Source organism: Pirellulales bacterium (genome assembly GCA_035533075.1).
Lineage (GTDB): Bacteria > Planctomycetota > Planctomycetia > Pirellulales > JAICIG01 > DASSFG01.
This window is the reverse complement of sequence record DATLUO010000125.1, coordinates 1-22,779: the sequence shown is the minus strand read 5'-3', so window position 1 is coordinate 22,779 and position 22,779 is coordinate 1. Positions and strand designations below refer to the sequence as shown.

Sequence of the window (22,779 nt, the reverse complement as noted above, 5' to 3'; positions counted from 1 at the left end):
GATGGCCGCCCGTTCCCAGGCGGGCAACTCGCTCTCGTCGGGCGTGGCGTCGAGCGCGGCCGAAAGCCACAGCTCGACCGAAGCCGTTTCGGCCGAGGCGATCACGATTTTCGCCAGCAGCGTTTCTTTGAGGATCCGGCGACGATCGTATTCGACCAGCGATTCGTGCGTCCCCGCCGGAGCCGGCAGGGCAAAGCGATGCACGGCCGACAACAGTTCCTGCAGCCGGCGGCGGTTCTGGCGGGCACGCGCGCACCAACCGCTCAGCGCGTCGCGCGTTTCCTCCGCCGCCGCGAAAAAGGCGTCAGGAAGCTTATGTGCCATTCCTCGCGGCTGTTTCGTAAAAAGGTTCCTGACACCTTTTTCGCTCGCTTTTTCGCTGGACAAGGCGATGGTTGCCGCGCGCTTCCACAGCCGGGCAACCGTGATCAAGAACTCCAGCCGCTTGCCGATGCGATCGGCTTCGGCGTCGAGCTCGAAGTCGGTCGCCGGACCCTGGCCTTCAAGCATCGCCGAGTCGAAGCCGTCGTCGGTGCTGTCGCGATACGTCATCTCGTCATAGGCCGCGTCGAACAGGCTCTTTTGGCCCTCATCCTCGTCCAAGGCCAATTCGTCGTCGTGGGCCTGGTTGCGGCCGGCGAGGAGATCGAGTTCGGGCACTTCCCAAAACTGTTCGGCGTTGGCTTCCAGGTAGTCGAGAAACTTTTTGGCCAACCGCCAGCCGCTCGCCGCCGTCTCGCCCTCGCGCGACGGGCCGCGGCCGGCCAGGCTGAACCAGCGCACGGCCAGGTCGTGGAAGGAGTGATCGCCTTCGGCCAAGGCGACCTGCTCGGCGCGTCCGACCCACTGCATCAACAGGGCCATCGAGGCGATCAGGTCCGATTGGTCCAACAGCGGCGCGACCACCAGCGCGTAGCCCTTGGGCGAGTCGAAGTTGCCGACCTGTGCCCGCCAAAACGCGATGTCGCCGGCCGCGGCGCCGGCGGTCCGCCAGCCGGCCAGGGCCGCGGCCACGTGCTCGGCCGACTCGAAGGCTTCGCGGCCCGAAACGTGTTCGATGCCGCTGACTTCCAAGGTGGCGAAGCGGTCCCACCAGCGCGAGAGTTTTTTCAGCCGAGACGCCATCTGCTGGGCAAGCTCGGTTTCGCCCCGCGCGGCGGCCTCACCCCAGGTGCGGGCCTGCAAGTCGAAGATCTGCCGCACGAGCTGCACCAGCACGTCGACGCGGTGGTCGTGGACGCTGTTCTCGATCGCCGGAAACAGGCTGAACTGCCCTTGAAAGCCGAGGATGTTCCAGGGATCGACCAACGCCCCACACTCGATGGCCCGCGACAAGATGTCTTCGATTTGCGGAATGAGGGCCGCCGCCGTGGCGATGTCGCCGCGGTCGAGCGCATGGTGCCCGGCGGTCAAGCGGCCGCTCATCTCGCACAGCAGCCGGGCGGACGGAACGGCCACGATCTCGGCCTGCCGCGTGCTGGCTTCGGGGTATCCCATGCGGGCAAAGATTTGTGCCAGATGGACGTGTTGCAACTGCACGGCACGCAATCGCGCGAGGCACTGGTTGAGGTGCTGTCTGGCCCCGGCCAGCGGTTGGTGCCGCTGATCGGCTTCCTCACGCAAACGGTCGCCCCGCGGGCCCGACACTTTCGCCAGCAAACGGCGATAGAACTCATCGCGATAGGCGGCGATGCGCGGCACCAGCTTGGCCAGAGTGACGCTCGAATCGTGGGTTTCGGGTCCGCGGCCGCTCACGCCGGAGGCCATCAGGATGGTGCCGGCCAGCACGGCGGCGCCCTCGAACAGCACGTCTTCACGGGCCAGCTCGCCGGGCGAGTCGAGCCGCTGCCGCAGAGCGTCGAGCGCGATTTCCCGCACGACGAACCGCCGGTATCGGCCGTGCGAGTCGATGCGGTGCGGGTCCCACTGGCCGAACTGGTAGTTGGGCCGCTTGTTGACGGGGTGGTCGAAGTCGTAGGCCCGCGGGTCGAAGGCCAACTCATCGAGCAGCTCGGGGCTGAAATAGGCGTCTTCCAGAATGTCGGCGTCGGTGCTTTCGAGGATGGCCAGCGCCTGTTCGACCAACTCCTGATAGTCGCCCGTGCCCACGCCGGCCCCGCGAATATAAAGCGGCGCCGGCGAAACCCATTCGTGCTCATAAGGCTCGACCTGCTGCGGCGATCGCAGCACCGCCACGGGGCGATGGCCGATGAACGAATTGAGCTGCTTGATCGCCCCCGGCACGATCCGCTCGCGTTCGTCCCAAGGTGCTCCCTGCTGAAGCACGGCCTCGCAAACGCGGGCCAGAAAGAAGGGCCGAAACAGGTTGTGCGGCGATTGGTGCCGCAACAGGTCGCGGTGGAAGGCCAGATAGGCGTCAGGCACGCGGTCGAAGGCCAGTTCGATCACGGCTTCGGCCTGCTGCACGTTGCCGAAGGCGGCGGACGTGCCTCGCACGGCGGCCAAACGATCGGCCAGCAGTTCCCCGACGGCCTGCCAACGGGGTACGTCGAGCGGACCTTGCGCGACCAGGCTGGCCGCCAGGTTCAGGTTGCGCTCAAAGCGCGCATCGCCCGCGCCGGCCGATAGATTGAGGTATCCTAGGATTTCAACCATCGCCGTTTGGGCGTCCGGGCCCCAGTCTTGCGGATCCCTCGATGACACGCTTTACTGCCTCTGGCCCGCCGCGTCGGCGGGTCGGTTAATAGGTCCCCAAATCGGGTCGTGCGAAAATTCACATGCGTCTGCCGCCTGTTCTGGCTATCATAAAAGGGATGCTCGCCCTTCGCTATTGCCAACGCAACCGGAGAACTCGGAATATGGCCCGTTCGATCGCCGGCCTGATGGCCGTCGCCTTGTTTTGTGCCACAAACTCGGCCGAGGCGGCCCGCCCAGTGGGCAAGGTGGTGCCGCAGGAAACCGCCCAGCTTTATGGACTGCAACGCGCCTGGGCCACGCGCATCGAGCTCGACCCGTCCCGCGGACGTCTCGTCAATCTCCGGCTGGAGTCCGGACTCTTGCTGGCGCAGACCGATCAGGCCGCAATTCACGTGCTCGACGCGGAAACGCGGGAAACGCTCTGGATCGGCCACATAGGCCGGCCCGGTTCGGTCACCTCCGCGCCCACCGCCAACGAGAAGTACGTCGCTTCGACCAGCGGCGGCGAGCTGTTCCTCTTCGACCGCCCCACCGGACGCGTGTTGTGGTCGAGAAAGTTGCAGAGCGTGCCCATCGCCGGCCCGGCCATCAGCAACGAACGCGTCTATGTGCCGCTGGTCAGCGGCATGATCACCACCTTCCGCCTGCCGGACCCCAATCGCAAGGACGAATCGCCCCTGGAGCAAAAGCTGAACGACAACGCTTTGAACTACAGGGGCAAGGGCGTCACGTTCTCGCCTCCCGTCGTCACGCGGGAGAACATCGTTTGGGGAACCGACGCGGGCAACATCTATGCCGTCAAGCCCGACGACCTGCTGGCGATCTATCGCTTCAAAGCGAGAGGCGCGGTGGGCGGGCTGATGTACCGCCCGCCCTACGTCTATGCCACCTCGCGAGACGGCTACGTTTATGCCCTGCGCGAGGACAAGGGGACGGCCCGCTGGCAGTTTTCGATCGGCAATCCGATTGCCGAAACTCCGATGGCCACCGACGACGGCGTCTACGCCATTCCGGAAACGGGCGGGCTGTATAAGCTCGATCCGCAGACGGGCCAGGAGTTGTGGGCGGTGCCGGGCGTATTCCAGTTTGTTTCGGCCAGCCCGACCCGGCTCTACACGGCCGACGCCGCCGGACGCTTGCTGATTCTGAACGCCAAGACCGGCACGCGCCAGGGCATGATCTCGACGGAGGGCCTGACGATCAAGGTCTTCAACCGCGAGAACGACCGCATCTATCTGGCCACGGCGACGGGGTTGGTGCAATGCTTGCGAGAAATCGGCCTCAAACAACCGGCCTGGCACGCGCTGGTCGCGGTGAAAGACGCCGAGAAGAGCGAAGGCAAGGCCAAGGGTGAGGGCGAGGAGGCGAAGGGCAAGAAGCCGGCCGCCGACGAAGGGCCCGATCCGTTCGGCGTCGAAGACAAAACGAAGGACGATCCGGACGACGAGAAAGAAGACAAGTAGGGTGGGACCAGCGAGCTTGCGAGCGCCGGACCACCGAGGAAGGGTTCAGGGTTCAGGGTTCAGGGTTCAGGGTTCAGGGTTCAGGGTTCAGAAACATTTGAATTGACCTTTGCCTGACGCCCAACCCCTGACGCCTGACACCTGACGCCTGACACCTGACGCCCAACCCCTGACGCCTCACGCCTGACGCCTGACGCCTGGTGGTGGCTGGGGGAGAGCTTGGCCGCAGAGCGTGTCCTCAAACAGGGCCGGTCCTGGCCAAGCTCTGCCCCAGCCACCATCCCAACGCCCAATGAAAACCCACCAGGAAAACCCATCCGACATGGAGTCGCCCCGTATCGAGCGAGCGCTGATCAGCGTCAGCGACAAGCAGCGACTGGCGGATTTTGCTCGCGGACTGGCGGCCGCGGGCGTCGAGTTGTATAGCACCGGAGGCACCCGCGCCTTTCTCGAAGAGCAAGGACTGAAGGTCTTCGACGTGGCGGCGTACACCGGGTTTCCGGAGATGCTCGACGGGCGGGTGAAAACGCTGCACCCCAAAATCCACGGCGGCATCCTCTGCCGGCGCGACCGCGCCGACGATCTGGAAGCGCTTCGCCAGCACGGCATCAAAACGTTCGAGTTGGTCGTGGTACACCTTTATCCGTTTGCGGCCACCATTGCCCGGCCCGACGTGACCGACGAAGAGGCCATCGAGCAAATCGATATCGGCGGCCCCTCGCTGGTGCGGGCCGCGGCCAAGAACCACGCCTTTGTCACGGTCGTGACCAGCCCCGATCAATACGCGTCGGTGCTGGAGCAGGTTGCTTCCGATCGCCGCACCACATTCGACTTGCGACGCCGCCTGGCCGGCGCCGCATTCGAACACACGGCCCAATACGATCGGACCGTGGCCGACTATTTTGCTCGCACTGCAACCGCCGACGAGGTGTTTCCGCCGACCTGGCGTTTCGAATGGGCCCGCAAAGAAGTGCTCCGCTACGGCGAAAACCCGCACCAACACGCGGCCCTGTATGCCGAACCGGCAGTGGCGGCGGCGAATCTTGTCTCCGCCCGACAACGGCACGGCAAGGAGCTTTCCTACAACAACCTGCTCGATCTCGACAGCGCCTTGGCGATCGTCCGTCCGTTGTCGAAGCCGGCCGTGGTGGTCATCAAGCACAACAACCCTTGCGGCGCGGCGATGGCGGACGAATTGTCGGCTGCCACACGTCGGGCACTCGACGGCGATCCTCTCAGCGCGTTTGGCTCGGTGCTCGGCTTCAACCGGGAACTCGATGGGCCGTCGGCCGAAGTGCTGGCCGAACCGGGCCGCTTTGTCGAAGCGATCGTCGCTCCCGGTTTTTCGCCGGCAGCCATCGAGATTCTCACCACGCGGCCCAAGTGGAAGGCGAATGTGCGCCTGATGGAGGTTGGTCCGTTGGAACGGGAAACGCCGCGTTGGGACTTTCGGCGGCTGGCCGGCGGCCTGCTGGTGCAAGAGGCCGACGTGCGGGCCGATCCGCCAGATGAATGGAAAGCCGTCACGCGCCGCCTTCCAACCGAGGCCGAGCGGCAAGAGTTGTGTTTTGCCTGGGCGATCGTGCGGCACGTCAAGTCGAACGCCATCGTGGTCAGCCAGGGCGAAACGCTGTTGGGCGTCGGTGCCGGCCAGATGAGCCGCGTCGATTCGGTCGAGATCGCCTTGCGAAAGTCGGGCGAAAAGGCCCGTGGCGCCGTGTTGGCCTCCGACGCCTTCTTTCCCTTCGCCGATTCCATTGCCGCGGCTGCGGCGTCGGGCATTACCGCCGTCATCCAACCCGGCGGCTCGCGAAACGACGGCGAGGTGATTGCCGCCTGCGACAAGCACGGCATGGCGATGGTCTTCACCGGCCGGCGGCATTTCAAGCATTAGCTTTTCACCGCCGGCCGTGATCGAGGTGATCTCACTCGATACGACGTTTCCGCATTAGCAGAACGCCCCTCGAATGGATTAGTCCGCCCGAGTTGCGTTGTAGCCCGGTCCGCGCACGAACCGGCCGGGCGTGGCGCCGGTGTGCTCGCCGTCGCGCAGCACCTGCCGGCCGTTGACGAACACGTGCTTCATGCCGGTCGCGTATTGCTGCGGCTTCTCGTAGGTCGCGTGATCGATGATCGTGGCCGGATCGAAAACCACCACGTCGGCCAGGTAGCCGGGTGTCAGCCGCCCGCGGTTGGTCAGGCGAAGGTTCTGGGCCGGAAACGACGTTAAGCGGCGGACCGCCTCGGCCAGCGGGATCACCTGCTCCTCGCGGACGTATTTGCCCAAGAGCCGGGCGAAGCTGCCGTAGGTCCGCGGGTGCGGATGCAGTTTCAGAAACACGCCCTCGGCGGACTGCGAGGAAGCATCGGAACAAAAGCTGACCCAGGGCAGAGCGAGCTTCTTGCGGACCTCGGCTTCGCTCATGAAAAAATAGATCGCCTCCACGCGACTGCCGTCTTCGATCACCAGGTCGATGGCGGTTTCTTCGGGCGACGTGCCCCGCTCGGCGGCCACCGCGGCCAGCGTTTTGCCCGCCAGCGGCTTCAGCCGCTCGCTCTTGAAACCGACCAACAGCACGCGGTCGGGCGAGCCGGCGGCCAACAACAGGTTCTCCCAGGCGTCGGTATGGGTTTTCATTTCCTTCACCACGCGGGCACGCGTGCTCGAATCGCGCAGCCGCTCGATCCACTTTTGCAGCCCGCCCTCTTGCACCCAGGGCGGCATCGTGGCGTTCAAGCCCGTGCCGCCGGCCGTGTAGGTATAGATGTCGGCGGTGATCTCCAGCCCGTCGGCGCGTGCCCGGTTGACCTTGGCGGTCACTTTGTCGAGCTTGGGCCAGTTCGGTTCGCCGGCGGCCTTGAGGTGGTAAATCTCTGCCCGGATGTTGGCCTCGCGGGCGATCTTCAAAAACTCGTCGACCGATTCCAGGAGTTGATTCCCTTCGCTGCGGATGTGCGACGCGTAAAGTCCGTCGAATTCAGCCGCGGCCTTGCACAGGGCGATCAACTCGTTGGTGTCGGCGTAGAAGGCGGGAGCGTAGATCAGCGACGAACCGACGCCCATCGCGCCGGCTTTCATTTCTTGCCGCACCAGCTCGCACATGCGGGCCAACTCGCTGGAAGTTGGTTTGCGGTCGGCGTAGCCCAGCTCGTGAATGCGGACCGTCGTGGCCCCGACGAACGAGGCGACGTTGCACGAGACGCCGCGGCGCTCGAGATGCTCGAGATACTGGGCCAGCGTGGTCCAGGGGATGTCGAACTTCAGGTCGCCTTGCGACCGCCTGGCGTCGGCCTTCATGCCGGCGTTGAGCGGACCCATCGACCAGCCTTCGCCGAACACCTCCAGCGTGACGCCTTGCCGGAGGTCGCTTTGCGACCGGCCGTCGATCAACAACGCCTCGGTGGCCCAGCTCAGCATGTTGATGAAGCCGGGAGCGACGGCCAGCCCGCGGGCGTCGATGTCGAGAGTTGCCTTGGCATCGGTCAAATTGCCGATCTTCTTGATCGTGTCGCCGGTGATGGCCACGTCGCTCGTGAGCGGCTCGCCGCCGAGGCCGTCGTAGACCGTTCCGTGACGGATTATCACGTCGTACTTTTCAGACTCCTTGGCGGGCGTGATGCCGGGCAGGAGCAAAGGAATAATGACAAGAATGGCGAATGACGAGCGGAGCATGGGTTGGTTCCCGTCCAGTTTTACGGCCAGCGCGGTGACGAACCGCCCGGCGATAGTTACAATTGGCGGCATGATCTCCATCTATCGTAATCGCTTGGTTTGGCTCTGTCGCTTCACCTGCCTTCTTGCAGCGGTGGCCACGACCTGCACCGGTCCGGCCTTCGCCGACATCGCCGGCCGTCGCCCCAACATCATTCTGATTGTCAGCGACGACCAAGGCTATGGCGACCTGGGCCGCAACGGCAACGCGGTGGTCCGCACGCCCAACCTCGACCGGATGCACGACGAAAGCGTGCGGTTCGAGGACTTTCACGTCAGCCCGACCTGCGCGCCGACGCGGGCCTCGCTGATGACGGGCCGCCATGAGTTCAAAAACGGCGTGACGCATACCATTCTCGAACGCGAGCGGTTGAACCTGCAAGCCACGACCATCGCCCAGGTGTTGCGGGCCGCCGGCTATCGCACGGGCATCTTCGGCAAGTGGCACCTGGGCGACGAACCGCCCTATCAACCGGGCCGCCGCGGATTTGAGGAGACGTTTATCCACGGTGCGGGCGGCATCGGCCAGAGCTATGAAGGCACCTGCGGCGACGCGCCCAACAACAGTTACTTCAACCCCGTGATCTTGCACAACGGCATCTTCGAGAAGACCAGCGGCTACTGCACCGACGTCTTTTTTTGGCAAGCGTCAAAATGGATCGAGAACACCAAGGGCGCCGCCCCGTTTTTCTGCTACATTCCGACGAACGCCCCGCACGCCCCGCTGGACGTGCCGCCGCAGTACGAGCAGATTTACGCCGGAAAGGGCACCCGGCCGGAAGTCGCCAGGTTCCTCGGCATGGTGACCAACCTCGACGAGAACGTCGGCAAGCTGTTGGCCAGGCTCGGCGAATGGGGAATCGAGCGAGAGACGCTGGTGATTTTCATGAACGATAACGGCGGCACCGCCGGCTGCGACTTGTTCAACGCCGGCATGCGGGGCCGGAAAGGGACGGCACGCAATGGCGGCGCGCGGGCCATGTCGCTCTGGCGGTGGCCGGGAACGTTGCGGCCCGCCGCGGTCACGGCTTTGACGGCCCACCTCGATCTCTTTCCGACATTTGCCGAGTTGGCGGGCGCGACGCTGCCCGACTATCTGGCCAGGCGGCTCGACGGATTCAGTCTGGTGCCGCTGTTGGAACACCCGGCCGCGGTCTGGCACGACGACCGCATGCTCTTCACGCACGTGGGCCGCTGGAAAGCAGGCGCCGCGCCCGAAAAGTTTGGTCCGTGCAGCGTGCGCTGGCGGCAGTATTTGATGGTCCGACAGGGAGAACAATGGACGCTTTACGATTTGAAGTCCGATCCTTCCGAGACGACGGACCTGGCCGAGCAACAACCGGCCGTCGTCAACGAGCTTGCCACGGCCTACGACCGCTGGTGGGAGGAAGTGCTTCCCTGCCTCGTCAACGAAGACGCGTACAAGGCCGCAGCGAAAAAGGTCAACCCGTTCAAAGAACTCTATCGGAAGCAGTTCGGCGATCAGCGATGAGCGATATGACGATTTTGGATTTTGGATTTTGGATTGCGGATTTTGGATTCAGCTCTCTGGACTTTGGTCTTGGGTGTTTTGTCTTCTGCTCCACGCCTTGCTTCCAATTGCCAATTTGCAATTCGCAATTTGCAATTTCCCCTGAATCCTGAACCCTCGCTATGATCCGCCCCTTCCGCGCGTGTGCCGTCCTGCTGATCGCGCAGGCCTCCGCGTGCGCCCCGCAACCGCAAATCGAGCCCACTTACGCCGATGTTTCTTACGGGCCGGCCGAGCGCAATGTGCTCGACTTCTATCAAGCCGACAGCGATCAACCCGCGCCGCTGCTGATTCACATTCACGGCGGCGGATTTGTGGCCGGCGACAAACGGGAAGGACTCAACGCCGCCATGCTGCAGGCCATGAAGAAGTTGGGCATCCACTTTGCCTCGATCAACTACCGCTTTGTCGACGGCAAGGATGTACTCTTTCCCGCGCCCCAACTCGACGGCGCACGGGCCGTGCAGTTCTTGCGCTCGAAGGCCGGCGAGTGGAACATCGACGCCAAGCGAATCGCCTGCTTCGGCGGCTCGGCCGGGGCCGGCATCTCGTTGTGGATTGGCTTTCACGACGACCTCGCCGATCCGAAGAGTCCCGACCCTGTGCTCCGCCAGTCAAGTCGCATCTCGGCCATCGGCAGCATGGGCGGCCAGCCGACCTACGACCCGATCAAGATCCGCGAGTTGGTCGGCGGCCGTACCTGGGAGCATCCTTCGATGGTCAAGATTTACGGTCTCAACAGCGCCGACGAAGCGCTGCACCCGACGCCCGCCGTGCAGCGACTCTACGACGAATCGGCGGCCATCACCTGGCTGACCAAGGACGATCCGCCGGTGTTCATGATTTACAACGAGCCGGACGGCCCTTTGCCCGACGACGCCAAGCCCGGCCAGGGCATCCACCACCCCAACTTCGGCCGCATGCTCAAGAAGCGGATGGATGAGCTGGGAATCGAAAATGTGTTCGTCAACACCGACGGCGGCAAAAACCCCAAGCCAAGCGGCCCGGCCGACATGTTCGACTTCCTCAAGAAGCACTTGGGCGTGACGGACGCCAAGTAACCGTAGGGTGGGACCAGCGAGCTTGCGGGCGCCGGCCCACCGACGAAGGGTTCAGGGTTCAGGGTTCAGAAACATTTGATTTGACCTTTACCTGACGCCTGGCGCCTGACGCCTGACGCCGCTACTCGACGGCCGCTTCCAGCGTGCCCAGCACGGCCGATTGCCACCGCGCACAACGCACGTACTGCTGGCTGAGCAGCGAAACGAAATCGTCCTGGTCGATCGGCTTGAGCAGGTAGTCGCTGGCCCCATACTCCACCGCCTCGGTGAGCTTTTCCCAGGTCGAGTGCGCCGTGATGAAAATCACCTGCGTCCAGGCGTTGCGTTGCTTGGCGTGCCGCAGCATTTCCAGGCCGTCGACGTCGGGCATGTTGATGTCCGATACGAGAATGTCGCAGCAGTTGCGTTCCAGCCAGTCGATCGCCTCGGCGGCGTCCGTCAGGCCGCAAACGCTCAGCTTGTCGCCCAGCCGCCGCTCGACGATGTGCGTCAGCAGCCGGACGATGCTGGGATCGTCGTCCACGAGCAACAGATTCAACTTACGCGCAATGGTATGGTGCATGGTCTCGCCAACTCCTGAATAGCGTGGTTCTCGCACGGTCTTTCTTTCCACAGCTTAAACCTAGTTCGCGTTTTCCAACCGCATCGGGTGGGTGCGGCCCCTCGCCACGATTCACTTTGTGCCGGTTATGACAGTGGGCCTGGGTCCCTCGAAAATGGACGTTTGCCGGCCCTCGCCCTACGATTCCCAGGGGCTGCTGCTGTCCGGCCGGCGCAGTTACGCCAGGTCGCCGGCCGGCAACTAACCTATGGGACAAGATGTTCTGGCTGACCGATCCGCGCACCCAATGCGAACACCCGGTGTCGAAACTCACCGAACAAAGCGACGAAACACTCGCCGCAGAGGCTGCCCGTGAAGGATCGGACGGGCCGGCCTTTGTGGAGTTGCTCGGCCGTTACCGCGAGCGCGTGTGGCGCATCTGCTATCGTCTGCTGGGCCATGCCGACGATGCGCAAGACGCGGCCCAAGAAGTCTTCGTGCGGCTGTTTACCGGGCGGAACAAATTCGACGGTCGCTCGAAGTATTCGACCTGGGTCCACGGCGTCGCGGTACGGACCTGCCTGATGCTGCGCCGCAGCCGAGGCCGGCGCCAGCGCCACGAGGCCGCCGCGGCCCGGAACTCGCAGACGCTCGTCGAATCGCCGGAGCCGGGCTTGTCGCTCGATCTCGATCAGATGCTCGACCAACTCGACGAAGAAGACCGTGCGCTGGTGATTCTCAAGTATTGCGAGAGCTACAGCTATGAAGAGTTGGCCGAGATGTTCGGCCTGTCGGCGGCGGCCTGCAAGATGCGAGTCAGCCGGGCCAAAGAAAAAATTCAGCGCGAATTCTCGCCCGAAGTGTGACGCGCCGGCCACGGCCGGCAACCAACGTTAAGGAAGGACAAACACGATGGACCACGATCTGCTTGAGCAACTGGCCGGCACGGCCGTTCCGCCGCCGCCGGACGAGTTCGACCGCTCGGTGCATCAGCGGCTGAACCGGACGCTCGTCGTGGGGCAACTGGTCGAGTTTGTCGCAGTGGCGCTGCCTTGGGCCCTGGCGGAGTTCGCACGGGCGCTGGCGGCCGCCGCCCTTTACACGTCGTCGGGTTCGTTCCCGCCGACGCCAACCAAAACTCAGGATTAACGGAGAGATACCATGTCGGGATTTTCCATGCAGAACGTCGATACTTGGCAAGAGGCGTTGCGGGTCAGTTTCAACCGGGCCTTCGGCGACATCGTCGGGCTTTTGCCGCACGTGGCGGCGATGTTGGCGGTGATCGTCGTCGGTTATATCGTGGCCCGCATGCTCGATAAGTTCACGGTCGCCCTGGTCCAATCGCTCGGCCTGCAAACCGCCGCCGAGCGCAGCGGGCTGGCCAACTCCATGAAACAGGTGGGCATCACCAAGAGCGTGCCCGCGATCATCGGGCAAATCATCTTCTGGCTGACAATGTGCGTGTTCTTGGCCGCGGGATTCAACATCCTGGGTCTCGACGCCGTGTCGGCCGCGATGGAGCAGATTGTGGCGTACATTCCCAGGTTGCTGGTGGCGACGGTGGTGGTGGTCGTGGGACTGCTGGTGGCCGGTTTCTTGCGGGGTGTCGTGGCGACCGGTGCCGACCGCGTCGGCATCAGCTACGCCGAAACGCTGGCCGACGGCGTCTATTACGTGCTGGCACTGATGACGTTCATCGGGGCCTTCGACCAGCTTCGCATCGAGTTCGGCATTCTCAAAGAGCTGATCCTGTTGGCCGCCGCCGGACTGGCCTTGGGCTGCGGACTGGCGTTCGGCCTGGGCGGACGCGACGTGATGGCGGGCATTCTGGCCGGCTATTACTTGCGGCAGCGGATGCACGCGGGAGACCGCATTCACGTGGGCAGCCTGGAAGGGACGATCCGCGAAGTCGGGCCAGTGGCCACAGTGATCGAAACGGAAGAAGAGGGGCTGCTCAACCGGCACAGCATTCCCAACACGAAAATGCTGAACGAAGCCGTGCGATAACACGACCGAATTGGGGTACTGAGGCCAGGCGGCACGGGCTCGCGAAAAGCGAGTTCCGTGCCGTTGGTTTTTTTGACTTTTCCGGATTTCAAGCTACGTTTTCAGTAAAGCTGGCAACTTCTACAGGCACATTTCCGGCCGCCGTGGCCGCCAGCCCGACAACGCGACCTTTATTTCGGACTTTCCGGTCCGCAGCCCAAACATGGCATTTTGGCGCCGATTTCTGCGAGATGCGGAAGCCGCCACCGCCGTTGAATACGCGGTGATGTTGGCCTTGATCCTGATTGCCGTGATGTCGGCCATCGGCGCCGTGGGCGGACAGGCGGGCGGCTGGTGGGGCGGCATCAACTCCAACCTCAATTCGGCCGGGTTTGGTGGCGGGTCGTGATGGTTGCCTTTTCGGGGAGCGGAAATGATCGTAGAATTTGACTGCGATCGAGAGCTTCGAATGCCGGCAGTCTTGAGGTGTAGCACGGACAGCGATGAAGGTTCTTACACTCGAAGTCCAGAACTTCAAAAAGTTTTCGCTGCAACGCTTCGAGTTGCACCCCTCGTTCACGCTTTTGGTGGGTGACAATGGGTCGGGGAAAACGAGCGTTTTGGATGCGTTAGCCGTTGCTTTGGGCATCTGGCTCGTCGAACCGCCCGATTCAACGTTGGCCAACAGTGGTCGACCGATCTACGACTCGGAAATCCGCCTCGAGCCGATACGTCGGGGAGACCGCACGCTTTTCCAGGAAGCGGCGACGGGGGTTTTGGTCAAGGCGTGTGGACGCATCGAAGACCGGGACGGCGTCTGCTGGACCCGGAAAATCAATCCCGGCGGCCGACGTACCAGCAACGCCGATGCCCAGGAAGCGCTGGAGGTCATTCGCGCGGCCCTTGATCGGGCCAAGGCCAACGAAGACGTGCTGCTTCCCGTCCTGGCCTACTACGGCGCCGGACGCGCTTGGTTGCCACATCATGAACGCAGCAAGGCGAAGGCCAGGTCGAGCGGGATCGCTCGTCGCTGGGCGGCTTTTTACGACTGCTTGAACGAACGCATTCGTCTTACGGATCTGGCCGGATGGTTTCGCGACGAGGCGATCGCGGCGGTCAATCGCGGAGGCCGCTTTCGTCCCGGCTACGAGATCGTGCGCCGCGCGGTCTTGCGCTGCGTTCCTGGAGCCGATGGCATGTGGTACGACGGCGACCGTCAAGAGATCGTGCTCTCGATTTCCGGCCGCGCGCAGCCCTTTGGCAATTTGAGTGCGGGACAGCGCATGATGTTGGCGCTGGTCGCCGACATTGCCATCAAGACCGTCACTCAAAACAACTTCCTCGTTCCGCCGGACGTGCTGACCGCCGAAGATGAACCCTTGCCGCGCGCTTTGGCGCAAACGCCGGGTGTGGTGCTGATCGACGAACTCGACGTTCACCTCCACCCACGCTGGCAGCGGCGCGTGGCCTCCGACCTGAAACGGACGTTTCCACAGATTCAATTTCTTTGTACCTCACACTCACCACAGGTGATCGGCGAAGTCCTGCCGGAAGAGATTCGTCTGCTGGACGAGTCGCACACGGGCGAGCACCCTGCCCATTCTTTCGGCTTGGATTCCAATGCGGTGCTCGAAGAAGTCATGGGCGCGGAGTCGCGCAGTCGAGACAGTCGAGACGCAATCGATGCGATCGAGGAGGCATTGGAAATCGGCGATCTTGAATTGGCGCGTTCGCGACTCCAAGTATTGAAACGAATCCAGCGGGGCACAACCCGCGACAGCACGCGCCTCGAAGCGACGATCAACAACCTGGAGGCGCTGGCGGATGCGGGAGATTAGCGGCGGCGACGAGCCCCCGGTTTTCACGGAATGGAAACTCAAGACTCCGGGCATGGGATACAACAACCTGTCTGCGGAGATACGGGGCGTCCTCAAGCAAGCGCTCGTGGACGAGCAGCGCGGGCTCTGCGCCTATACCGGGATCCGCATTCACGAGCAAACCTCGCACGTCGAGCATCTCATCCCGCAAGAGCATTGCGCAGCCGGTCAAGACATTACCTACAGGAACATGGTCGCGTGCTATCCTGGCCCTGGCGCACACGCGGATTTCGGCGCCGTGAAGAAAAGGAACTGGCCCTCGCTTGCAGAGCAGCATTTGTTCGTCTCGCCTCGTTCACGCGGTTGTGAATCGCGTTTTGCCTTCCGTTTGACGGGGAGGATTTTCGCCGCGGGCGATAACGATGAAGCCGCGGAGCTGACGATTCAAAAACTGGGACTTGGCCACAGACTTCTGGACCAATACCGAAAGGAGGCGATCGACGCGACATTGGAGGTCCGCGGGAGAGGGCCCGCCTCGCTTGACCTCCACTCCGCAAAAAAGAGACTGAGGCAACTGGAGCGTGCGGAGCAGGCTCCCGGGATCCTGGAACCGTTTTGTTTCGTCCTCAAACAAGCCATAAAGCGACACATTATGCGCCTCGAGGCTGTCATTCGATCGAAGAAGAACAAATAGCCCCTGCGAGCATCGGCTACAGCCGTCCCCGGACCGCCTCGCAAAGCCGCAGCATCGCGGCTACGTCGAGCTGCTCCGCCCGTGTCGTCTCGCCGAAGCCAAGCTCGGCCATGATCGCGTCGACCTGCGGTTTGTCGAGCCGCCCTTTATAGCCGCTCAGGATGACGCTGCGCAAGAACTTCCGGCGGTGAAAGAACATCGCTCGCGCGAACGAGTGAAAAAAGTCGAGGTCAGGAATGCGGTCCCGCCAATCTTGCCTGAGGCGGATCTGCACGATCGCGGAGTACACTTTCGGCCGCGGCCAGAAGGCGGTGGGCGGCATCACCCGCACGATCTCGACCTCGCACTGCGCCTGCATCCAGACACTCAACGCCCCGTAGTCTTTCGTGCTCGGTCGGGCCACGATGCGGTCGCCCAACTCTTTCTGAATCGTAACGGTCATCGTGGCCGGCGGCAGGTCGCAGGCCAGCAGATTGCTGATGATCGGCGTGGCGATGTTATAGGGCAGGTTCGCCGCCAGCTTGAACCGCCGGCCGGGCGCCGCCGCAAGTCGCTCGCGCACCGCCGCGAGCAAGTCGGGGTTGAGATGGTTCTTGTTCTTCAACGCATCACGGCGCAGCAGCAGGACGTTATCGCAATCGACCAGCTCCTCGGAGGCCAACTGGTGCATCTGCGGATCGAGCTCCACCGAAACGACGGCCGCTGCCGCACGTGCCAGTTTCGCCGTCAGCGAACCGGTGCCGGTGCCGACTTCCAACACCACGTCGCACGGCCCGATGCGCGCCGCCTCGAAGAGCACGTCGAGCAGGTTCAGGTCGATCAGGAAGTTTTGCCCGTGGCGCGTCTTGGGCGTAATGCCCACCTGCTCGAAGCGGCGGATGAGAAAGGACTGCGTTTGTCGGGCGGAAGACATTTAGGTCTTTGGTCTTGGGCTTTGAACATACTTCGCCAGCAGGTCCGTCTCCAGATTCACGCGGTCGCCCGTTTGCCGTCGGCCTAGGGTGGTGATGCGCAAGGTGTGCGGTATCAGGGCGACGCTGAACTGCTCCGGCTCCACGTCGACCAGCGTCAGGCTCACGCCATCGACGGCGATCGAGGCTTTGGAGGCCATCTGAAGCGCTAGATCAGGCGGGCAGCGAAACCACATCGTGGTCCAGTCGCGATCATCGTAGCGACGAGCGACCGTGCCGACGCCGTCGATGTGCCCGGTGACAAAATGGCCGCCCAGCGGGTCGCCGACGGCCAACGAGCGCTCCAGGTTCACAACGCTTCCCTCTACCAGTTCCCCAAGATTCGTGCGGCTCAACGTCTCCGGCCCGGCCTCGAACGCCCACCTGTCGCCCACCGTCTCGACAACCGTGAGGCAACAGCCATTGACCGCCACGCTGTCTCCAACGTGTACCGTGCCGATAGGTCCGTCAGGGCGCACCACGAGCCGCTTGCCGGGCGGCTGCGAGACGACTTCGACGATGGTACCGAGCGATTGGATGAGACCGGTAAACATGATTCCTTAAAAAAGCGGCTCCTTGTGCGGCCGCCGTTGAACAAATTCCTGCCAGAGATAGGCGATGGGACCTTGCAACACGAACACCACGCTGATCAACGGCACCGCGAAACCTCGCACCAGCATCACGCCAAACAGGAACAAGGTCACCATCGCCAGATGGGCAAAGCTGTGCTGGCCGCTGAACAACTGGTTGACGACGTGCGGATAGGGAATGCGCGAGACCATCAGGATGGCCACCAGCACGGCGAAAAACGGCAGGGCGTACTGCATGGCCGTGTCGAACTGAGGCGTGTACCATTGCGTGTTGGTCTCTTTCCGCAACGTGTAGAACAGAATCGCGAAACTGGCGATCACGGCCGCGGCGGCCGGACTGGGCAGCCCGGTGAAGTGCAAGTGGTCGTCCTCTTCGTCGCTCTCGACGTTGAACCGGGCCAACCGCATCGCCGCGCAGGCGGCATACAGGGCGGCGATGACCCAGAACATGTCGTGGTGCGTGAATTCGAACAGCGGACAGAGCTTGACCAGCAGAAACGCCGGCGCCACGCCAAACGTCACGATGTCGCAAAGACTGTCGAGTTGCGCTCCGAAGTCGCTGGTGGTCTTGGCCAGCCGAGCGACGTGGCCGTCGAGGGCGTCGAAGATCATGGCCAGAAAAATCAGCCAGCCGCTGAGCATGCAATTATGGACCGGGTCTTCGGGGTCGAGGGCCTTGAACGCCTTGACCGGATTTGCGGTGCCGATGGTCGGCGCGCGGGGCGTTTCGGCGGTCAAAGGTTTCTCGACCCGCGCCGCGACGACAATCGCGAAAAAGCCGCAAACCAGGTTGCCCAGCGTGAACAACGTCGGCAACACGGCCACGGTACGAATTTTGTGCATCAGTTGTTCCTCGGTGTGTGTTGCGCCATAACGGAGGATGGGCTTCCTAGCCCGTCTCGTCTGTAGGTGACAGCCTGGGAAGGCCACCCTCCGTTGAACTGTATCTGGCCAGCACGCTGCTGCCGGCACGTACCTTGTGCCCGACCGCCACCAGCACTTCCAGCCGCTCTTCGTCGGGCACGATCAGCTCGGTCCGCGAACCAAGCTTGATCATACCGAATTTATGGCCGCGGGCGATCGTTTCGCCCGGCCGCAAGTCGCAAACAATCCGCCGCGCAAACAGGCCGGCGATCTGCCGCACCACCAACCGCCGGTAGGGCGGCGCGTCTTCTTCCAACCCAATCCACAGGTTCTCGTTCAACATGCGGCTGTCGGGATTCATCGCATTCAAGAACAGTCCCGGCTCATATCGCAGCTTCATCACCCGGCAGTCCAGCGGCGACCGGTTGATGTGTACGTTGAAGATCGACAGAAAGATGCCGATCTTCACCGCCGGGCCGCCAAGATAATCGTCGTGCTCCATTCGCGACACTTCGGCGATCGTGCCGTCGGCGGGCGAAACGATCAGGCCGGCCTCGATGGGCACGCGACGGGGCGGATCGCGAAAAAACCAGACGATCAAAGCCAGCACGATGCCCGGTGCCACGGCCAGATACCACCCCCAAAGCCCCAGCGCCACGGTCGCGGCCAGAAGCGGACAGACCATCAAAGGCAATTCGGCCAGTCCCCAGCGAGCAAAGGGAATCCGCTCGCGCCAACGAAAGGGGTCGTCTAGCGGCGACCATTCGGCGGTGCAGAGGTTGCGGCAGTATTTCAGGTCTCGCGGGTCGAGCACATCGTGCGGCGCGCCGGCAGCCGAGCCGCGCATCGTTTCGGCCATACGTCTCACGTAAGCCGGCCGAAACCTGCGCAGCCACCACCTTCGCCACCGCCCCCACAGCAGCTCGATCTGATAGCAGACGCCGCCGCCCGGCTGGACGCTGGCGATGTTCGGCGGCAAGGGTTCGGGCGCGGCCCGCTGCAATGAGGTCTCGACATGCGACATTCTCGCATCGTATCGGGTAGGGGCAGAGGTGGGAAGGTTGTAGTCTTCTTTCCGGCGGCTTAGGTTCTAGGACGTCGGCAACGCGGCCGATTCTTTTCAACTGGAGTGGCCCACCAGGTCACGCAACGCCAATCCAAGTTCCGGGAACCGGAACTCAAATCGCTCGTCTTGAAGGCGCCGCGGGAGCAGGTAGCGTCCATACAAGGCGAGCTCCGGATCCGTCCGCAGCAGCAACGGTGCCCCCAGGCGGGCCATCCATGAAAACGCCGGCAGTCCAAACGGCACGCCGACGGCCCGGCGCAGTTCTCGCATGAAGTTCTGTTGCGAAACCGGCATCGGCGACGACGCGATGTACGCTCCGCTCATGGTTGGGCCATCGAGCGCCCGTTCAAATACGCGGTTCATATCCGTCTCGTGAATCCAGCTCATCCCCTGCTTGCCTGAGCCAACCGTCCCGCCAAGACCGAGCTTCACGAGCATCCGCAGCCGTGCCAGCGCGCCTCCGCCGGCTCCGCGGTCGCGGCCGATTACGAAGCTCGTTCGCAAAACGACCGGCCGCTGTGACGGCAGCACGCTCGCACGGAATTCGTCTTCCCAAGCCTGGCCGACGAAAGGCGCAAATCCGCAGCCGAAGGGCGAATCGTCCGCACAAACAACCTGCGGCGGGTCGCCGTAGATGTGCGCGGTGCTCATCTGCACCCACACCGGCGGAGGCGTGTCGACCGAGCGCACGGCCGCGCCAAGCGCACGCGTCGCTTCGACACGCGAGCGCAGAATCTCGTCCTGGTGATCGGGAGTCTTGATGCAATCGACGCTACGCCCCACCAAATTCACCAGGCCGGCCGCGCCGTCGAGTTCGCGGCGCCAATCGTCCAGCGTACGTGCGTCCCAACTCACGTGCCGCCACGGCCCGCTCGGTTTCGGCGGACGACGCGATAGAATCACGACCGACCTGCCGGTCGACGCCAAATGTGTCGCCAGCGACACGCCAACGAACCCGCTTCCGCCAGCGATCACGACCGTGCCGGTTGATGAAGTAGCTGCCATCGAACATGCCTTTGTGATGCGGTGATCTTCTCGTTATGAACCGCAACCAAATGCCGGCCTTAACTAGACCGCGGAACGCCACGCAGGATGCTCCCTAAGCTTGACTTCCGCCCAGGGTAAACTATGAAAGGATGGAGCTTTGTGCGCCCGGCACGCGGCGCGATGAACCTAAGGCGAGAAGCGAGAGGCCCCCTTGACCGAAATCCGTTCCGCCCCCGGAAGACCCGGCCTGCCGCCGCGCTGGACCTCCAGCGCCAAACAAGGCGTGGGCACCGCCCTGGGCACCGGCAGCCCGCTCTGGTTCACGCTGAGCCACGGCATCGTCAACGAAGTTTATTATCCCCGTGTCGATCTGGCCTGCATCCGCGATCTGGGCCTGATCGTCACCGACGGGCAAGACTTCTTCTCTGAAGAGAAACGGCACACCCGCTCGCAGGTCGAATACCTGGCCGAGGGCGTGCCGGCGTATCGCGTGATCAACCATTGCCTCGAAGGCCGCTACACCATCGAGAAAGAACTACTCGCCGATCCGCAGCGGCCCGTGCTGTTGCAGCACATCCGCTTCAAGCCGCAGCAAGGCGAACTGGACCAATACCAACTGTTCGCGCTGATCTCGCCGCACCTAGCCAACCAAGGCAGCGATAACATCGCCTGGGTCGGTGACTACAAGGGAGCACCGCTGCTGTTTGCCGAACAGAACGGCATCGGCATGGCGGTCGCCTGCTCCGCGCCGTGGCTGGCGCGGTCGGCGGGCTTTGTCGGGGTCTCCGACGGCTGGCAGGACCTGTGGCAGCACAAGCGGCTGACGTGGCAATTCGACCGTGCCGAACACGGCAACGTGGCCTTGACCGGCCAGATCGACCTGGCCGACTGCCACGGAGAGTGCTTGCTGGCGGTGGGCTTCGGCCAAAACGTCAATGAGGCCGCCAACCGGGCCGTGGCCAGCGTGCTCGACGGCATCGACCGCGCCCGGCACCTCTACGTGCAACATTGGCGGCAGTGGCAAGACACCTTGCTGCCGCTCGACCGCGAACACCTCGACGGACGCCCCGCCGCCCACTTCGACGCCGATCGCGCGGAACCTTCCGCGCAGAACGTCTATCGCGTCAGCACCGCCATGATCGGCACGCACGAAGCCAAGAACTTTCCGGGCGGAATCGTGGCCAGCTTGTCGATTCCCTGGGGATTCTCCAAGGGCGACAACGATCTGGGCGGCTATCATCTTGTCTGGCCGCGCGATCTGGTCGAGTCGGCCGGTGGTTTGATGGCGGCCGGCGCGAAAATGGTCGCCTGCCGCGTGCTCCGCTATCTGCAAGTCACGCAGGAGGCCGACGGCCACTGGGGCCAGAACATGTGGCTCGACGGCACGCCCTATTGGGACGGCATCCAAATGGACGAAGCGGCTTTGCCCGTGTTGCTGGTCGATCTCGCCTACCGCGAGCAGATGATCGACGAGGCCGAGCGGGACAAGCTTTGGCCAATGGTGCGTCACGCGGCCGGCTACCTGGTGCGCAACGGACCGGTGACGCAGCAGGACCGCTGGGAAGAAGACCCCGGCTACAGCCCGTTCACGTTGGCCGCAGAAATCGCCGCCTTGCTGGTGGCCGCCGAATTGGCCGACGACCAGGGCGAATATGCGGAAGCCGAATATCTTCGCGAGACGGCCGATCTCTGGTACTCGAACCTCGACAACTGGATCTATGCCGCCGACACCGAGCTTTCGCGGCGGCTCGGCGTGGAAGGTTATTACATCCGCATTTCTCCCGACACGCCGGAAAACGTGAAGCCGGTCAAAGGCTTTGTCGTGGTCAAGAACCGGCCCAGCGACCAGGCCCTGGAGGTGGCCGGCGACCTGGTCAGCCCCGACGCCTTGGCGCTGGTGCGGTTCGGCTTGCGCGACGCCAACGACCCTCGCATCATGAACACCGTGAAGGCCATCGACGCGGTGCTCAAAGTCGATCTTCCTTCGGGACCGTGCTGGTATCGCTACAACCTCGACGGATACGGCGAGCACGACGACGGCTCGCCGTTCGACGGCACGGGCGTGGGTCGGCCCTGGCCGCTGCTGACCGGCGAACGCGCCCACTATGAGATCGCGGCGGGGCGTCGAGACGAAGCCCAGCGTCTCTTGCAGGCGATGGAACGCTTTGCCAATTGCGGAGGCCTGTTGCCCGAACAGGTCTGGGACTCGCACGACGTGCCGGACCATGAGCTCTTTCGCGGCCAGCCGGCCGGGTCGGCCATGCCGCTCGTCTGGGCGCATTCCGAGTACATCAAGCTGTTACGTTCGTTGCGCGACGGCAAAGTGTTCGACATGCCGCCCCAGACGGTCGAGCGATATTTGATGCACAAACAAGAGTCGCCGCATTTTGCCTGGCGATTCAACCACAAATGCCGCCGCCTGCCGGCCGGCAAGACGCTGCGCGTCGAGACGCTGGCGCCGGCCGTCATTCACTTCAGCAGCGACGACTGGCAGACCACGCACGACGTTTCCACGCGCGACACGGGCCTGGAGATTCACGTTGCCGACCTGCCGACCGCCGAGTTGCCGGCGGGCACGGCGGTGCGTTTCACCTTTTACTGGCCCGCGGCCACGAAATGGGAAGGTGTCGACTTCAGCGTGCGGGTGGAAGCGGTCTGATCCGGGTACTCGCCGGTAGTATCTAAACCGCGAATTGGTTTAACGGTCGCAGCTATCGTCGTAGTTGGCTATAGAGGGGTAAAGAGCGGGGACGCCTCGAAAGGGTTAAGGTTGAGTTATTGTTTTAACCAACCCCAAACCCTGTTTTTAGGAGGTCGTCCCCGTGAGCAAGAGCAAAGCCTATCGTTCGACGGAAGTCA

19 protein-coding genes are annotated in these 22,779 nt (G+C 63.3%); 11 read left to right on the top strand and 8 right to left on the bottom strand.

Translation table 11 applies throughout. The annotated features are described in order from the left end of the window. The coding region (locus tag VNH11_16020) for a hypothetical protein (GenBank protein ID HVA47876.1) at positions 1-2,616 on the bottom strand (2,616 nt) is incomplete at its 3' end. Positions 2,617-2,819: 203 nt separating this feature from the next. Between VNH11_16020 and VNH11_16015 the strand changes: the two genes are divergently transcribed. Both VNH11_16015 and purH read left to right on the top strand, forming a co-directional pair. After that, entirely contained in the window at positions 2,820-4,121 is a 1,302-nt protein-coding gene (locus VNH11_16015) for a PQQ-binding-like beta-propeller repeat protein (GenBank protein HVA47875.1), read from the top strand. 292 nt (positions 4,122-4,413) lie between these two features. Next, the gene (purH, locus tag VNH11_16010) at positions 4,414-6,015 is read left to right on the top strand and encodes a bifunctional phosphoribosylaminoimidazolecarboxamide formyltransferase/IMP cyclohydrolase (protein ID HVA47874.1); all 1,602 of its coding nucleotides are present in this window, start codon (positions 4,414-4,416) and stop codon (positions 6,013-6,015) included. Between the two features lie 78 nt (positions 6,016-6,093). Here the strand turns inward: purH and VNH11_16005 are convergent, their stop codons facing one another. After that, the gene (locus VNH11_16005) at positions 6,094-7,794 is read right to left on the bottom strand and encodes a D-aminoacylase (GenBank protein ID HVA47873.1); all 1,701 of its coding nucleotides are present in this window, start codon (positions 7,792-7,794) and stop codon (positions 6,094-6,096) included. On the opposite strand from VNH11_16005, the gene VNH11_16000 reads away from it, so the two are divergent. Continuing rightward, positions 7,772-9,325, top strand: coding sequence for an arylsulfatase (locus VNH11_16000; protein HVA47872.1), 1,554 nt, complete (start codon positions 7,772-7,774; stop codon positions 9,323-9,325). The two genes, VNH11_16005 and VNH11_16000, sit on opposite strands and share 23 nt — an antisense overlap. 161 nt (positions 9,326-9,486) lie before the next feature. After that, a complete protein-coding gene (locus VNH11_15995; GenBank protein HVA47871.1) occupies positions 9,487-10,425 on the top strand; it encodes an alpha/beta hydrolase in 939 nt (312 codons plus the stop codon). Positions 10,426-10,546: 121 nt separating this feature from the next. On the opposite strand, the gene VNH11_15990 is transcribed toward VNH11_15995, so the two are convergent. Then, entirely contained in the window at positions 10,547-10,987 is a 441-nt protein-coding gene (locus VNH11_15990) for a response regulator (protein HVA47870.1), read from the bottom strand. Positions 10,988-11,244: 257 nt separating this feature from the next. Between VNH11_15990 and VNH11_15985 the strand changes: the two genes are divergently transcribed. The 6 genes from VNH11_15985 to VNH11_15960 all read left to right on the top strand — a co-directional run bounded on the left by VNH11_15985 (position 11,245) and on the right by VNH11_15960 (position 15,463). Continuing rightward, entirely contained in the window at positions 11,245-11,832 is a 588-nt protein-coding gene (locus tag VNH11_15985; protein ID HVA47869.1) for an RNA polymerase sigma factor, read from the top strand. Between the two features lie 46 nt (positions 11,833-11,878). Next, positions 11,879-12,115 (top strand): hypothetical protein, encoded by a 237-nt coding sequence (locus VNH11_15980; GenBank protein HVA47868.1) that lies wholly within the window; start codon positions 11,879-11,881, stop codon positions 12,113-12,115. 12 nt (positions 12,116-12,127) lie between these two features. Next, positions 12,128-12,973, top strand: a complete 846-nt coding sequence (locus tag VNH11_15975; protein ID HVA47867.1) for a mechanosensitive ion channel domain-containing protein — start codon at positions 12,128-12,130, stop codon at positions 12,971-12,973. Positions 12,974-13,175: 202 nt separating this feature from the next. Continuing rightward, a complete protein-coding gene (locus VNH11_15970; GenBank protein HVA47866.1) occupies positions 13,176-13,361 on the top strand; it encodes a Flp family type IVb pilin in 186 nt (61 codons plus the stop codon). 643 nt (positions 13,362-14,004) lie between these two features. Further along, positions 14,005-14,790: an AAA family ATPase gene (locus tag VNH11_15965; protein ID HVA47865.1), complete on the top strand. Its 786-nt coding sequence runs from the start codon at positions 14,005-14,007 to the stop codon at positions 14,788-14,790. Further along, entirely contained in the window at positions 14,777-15,463 is a 687-nt protein-coding gene (locus VNH11_15960) for a hypothetical protein (GenBank protein ID HVA47864.1), read from the top strand. Before VNH11_15965 ends, VNH11_15960 begins: the two co-directional genes overlap by 14 nt. A gap of 16 nt (positions 15,464-15,479) precedes the next feature. Here the strand turns inward: VNH11_15960 and rsmA are convergent, their stop codons facing one another. The 5 genes from rsmA to VNH11_15935 all read right to left on the bottom strand — a co-directional run bounded on the left by rsmA (position 15,480) and on the right by VNH11_15935 (position 19,938). Further along, the gene (rsmA, locus tag VNH11_15955; protein ID HVA47863.1) at positions 15,480-16,376 is read right to left on the bottom strand and encodes a 16S rRNA (adenine(1518)-N(6)/adenine(1519)-N(6))-dimethyltransferase RsmA; all 897 of its coding nucleotides are present in this window, start codon (positions 16,374-16,376) and stop codon (positions 15,480-15,482) included. Then, positions 16,377-16,967 (bottom strand): riboflavin synthase, encoded by a 591-nt coding sequence (locus VNH11_15950; protein HVA47862.1) that lies wholly within the window; start codon positions 16,965-16,967, stop codon positions 16,377-16,379. Positions 16,968-16,973: 6 nt separating this feature from the next. Continuing rightward, a complete protein-coding gene (pssA, locus tag VNH11_15945; protein ID HVA47861.1) occupies positions 16,974-17,846 on the bottom strand; it encodes a CDP-diacylglycerol--serine O-phosphatidyltransferase in 873 nt (290 codons plus the stop codon). Positions 17,847-17,892: 46 nt separating this feature from the next. Then, the gene (locus VNH11_15940) at positions 17,893-18,891 is read right to left on the bottom strand and encodes a phosphatidylserine decarboxylase (GenBank protein HVA47860.1); all 999 of its coding nucleotides are present in this window, start codon (positions 18,889-18,891) and stop codon (positions 17,893-17,895) included. A 96-nt stretch (positions 18,892-18,987) separates the two neighbouring features. Beyond that, positions 18,988-19,938: a DUF1731 domain-containing protein gene (locus VNH11_15935; GenBank protein ID HVA47859.1), complete on the bottom strand. Its 951-nt coding sequence runs from the start codon at positions 19,936-19,938 to the stop codon at positions 18,988-18,990. A 193-nt stretch (positions 19,939-20,131) separates the two neighbouring features. On the opposite strand from VNH11_15935, the gene VNH11_15930 reads away from it, so the two are divergent. After that, entirely contained in the window at positions 20,132-22,579 is a 2,448-nt protein-coding gene (locus tag VNH11_15930) for a glucan 1,4-alpha-glucosidase (GenBank protein HVA47858.1), read from the top strand. Positions 22,580-22,779 lie beyond the last annotated feature (200 nt).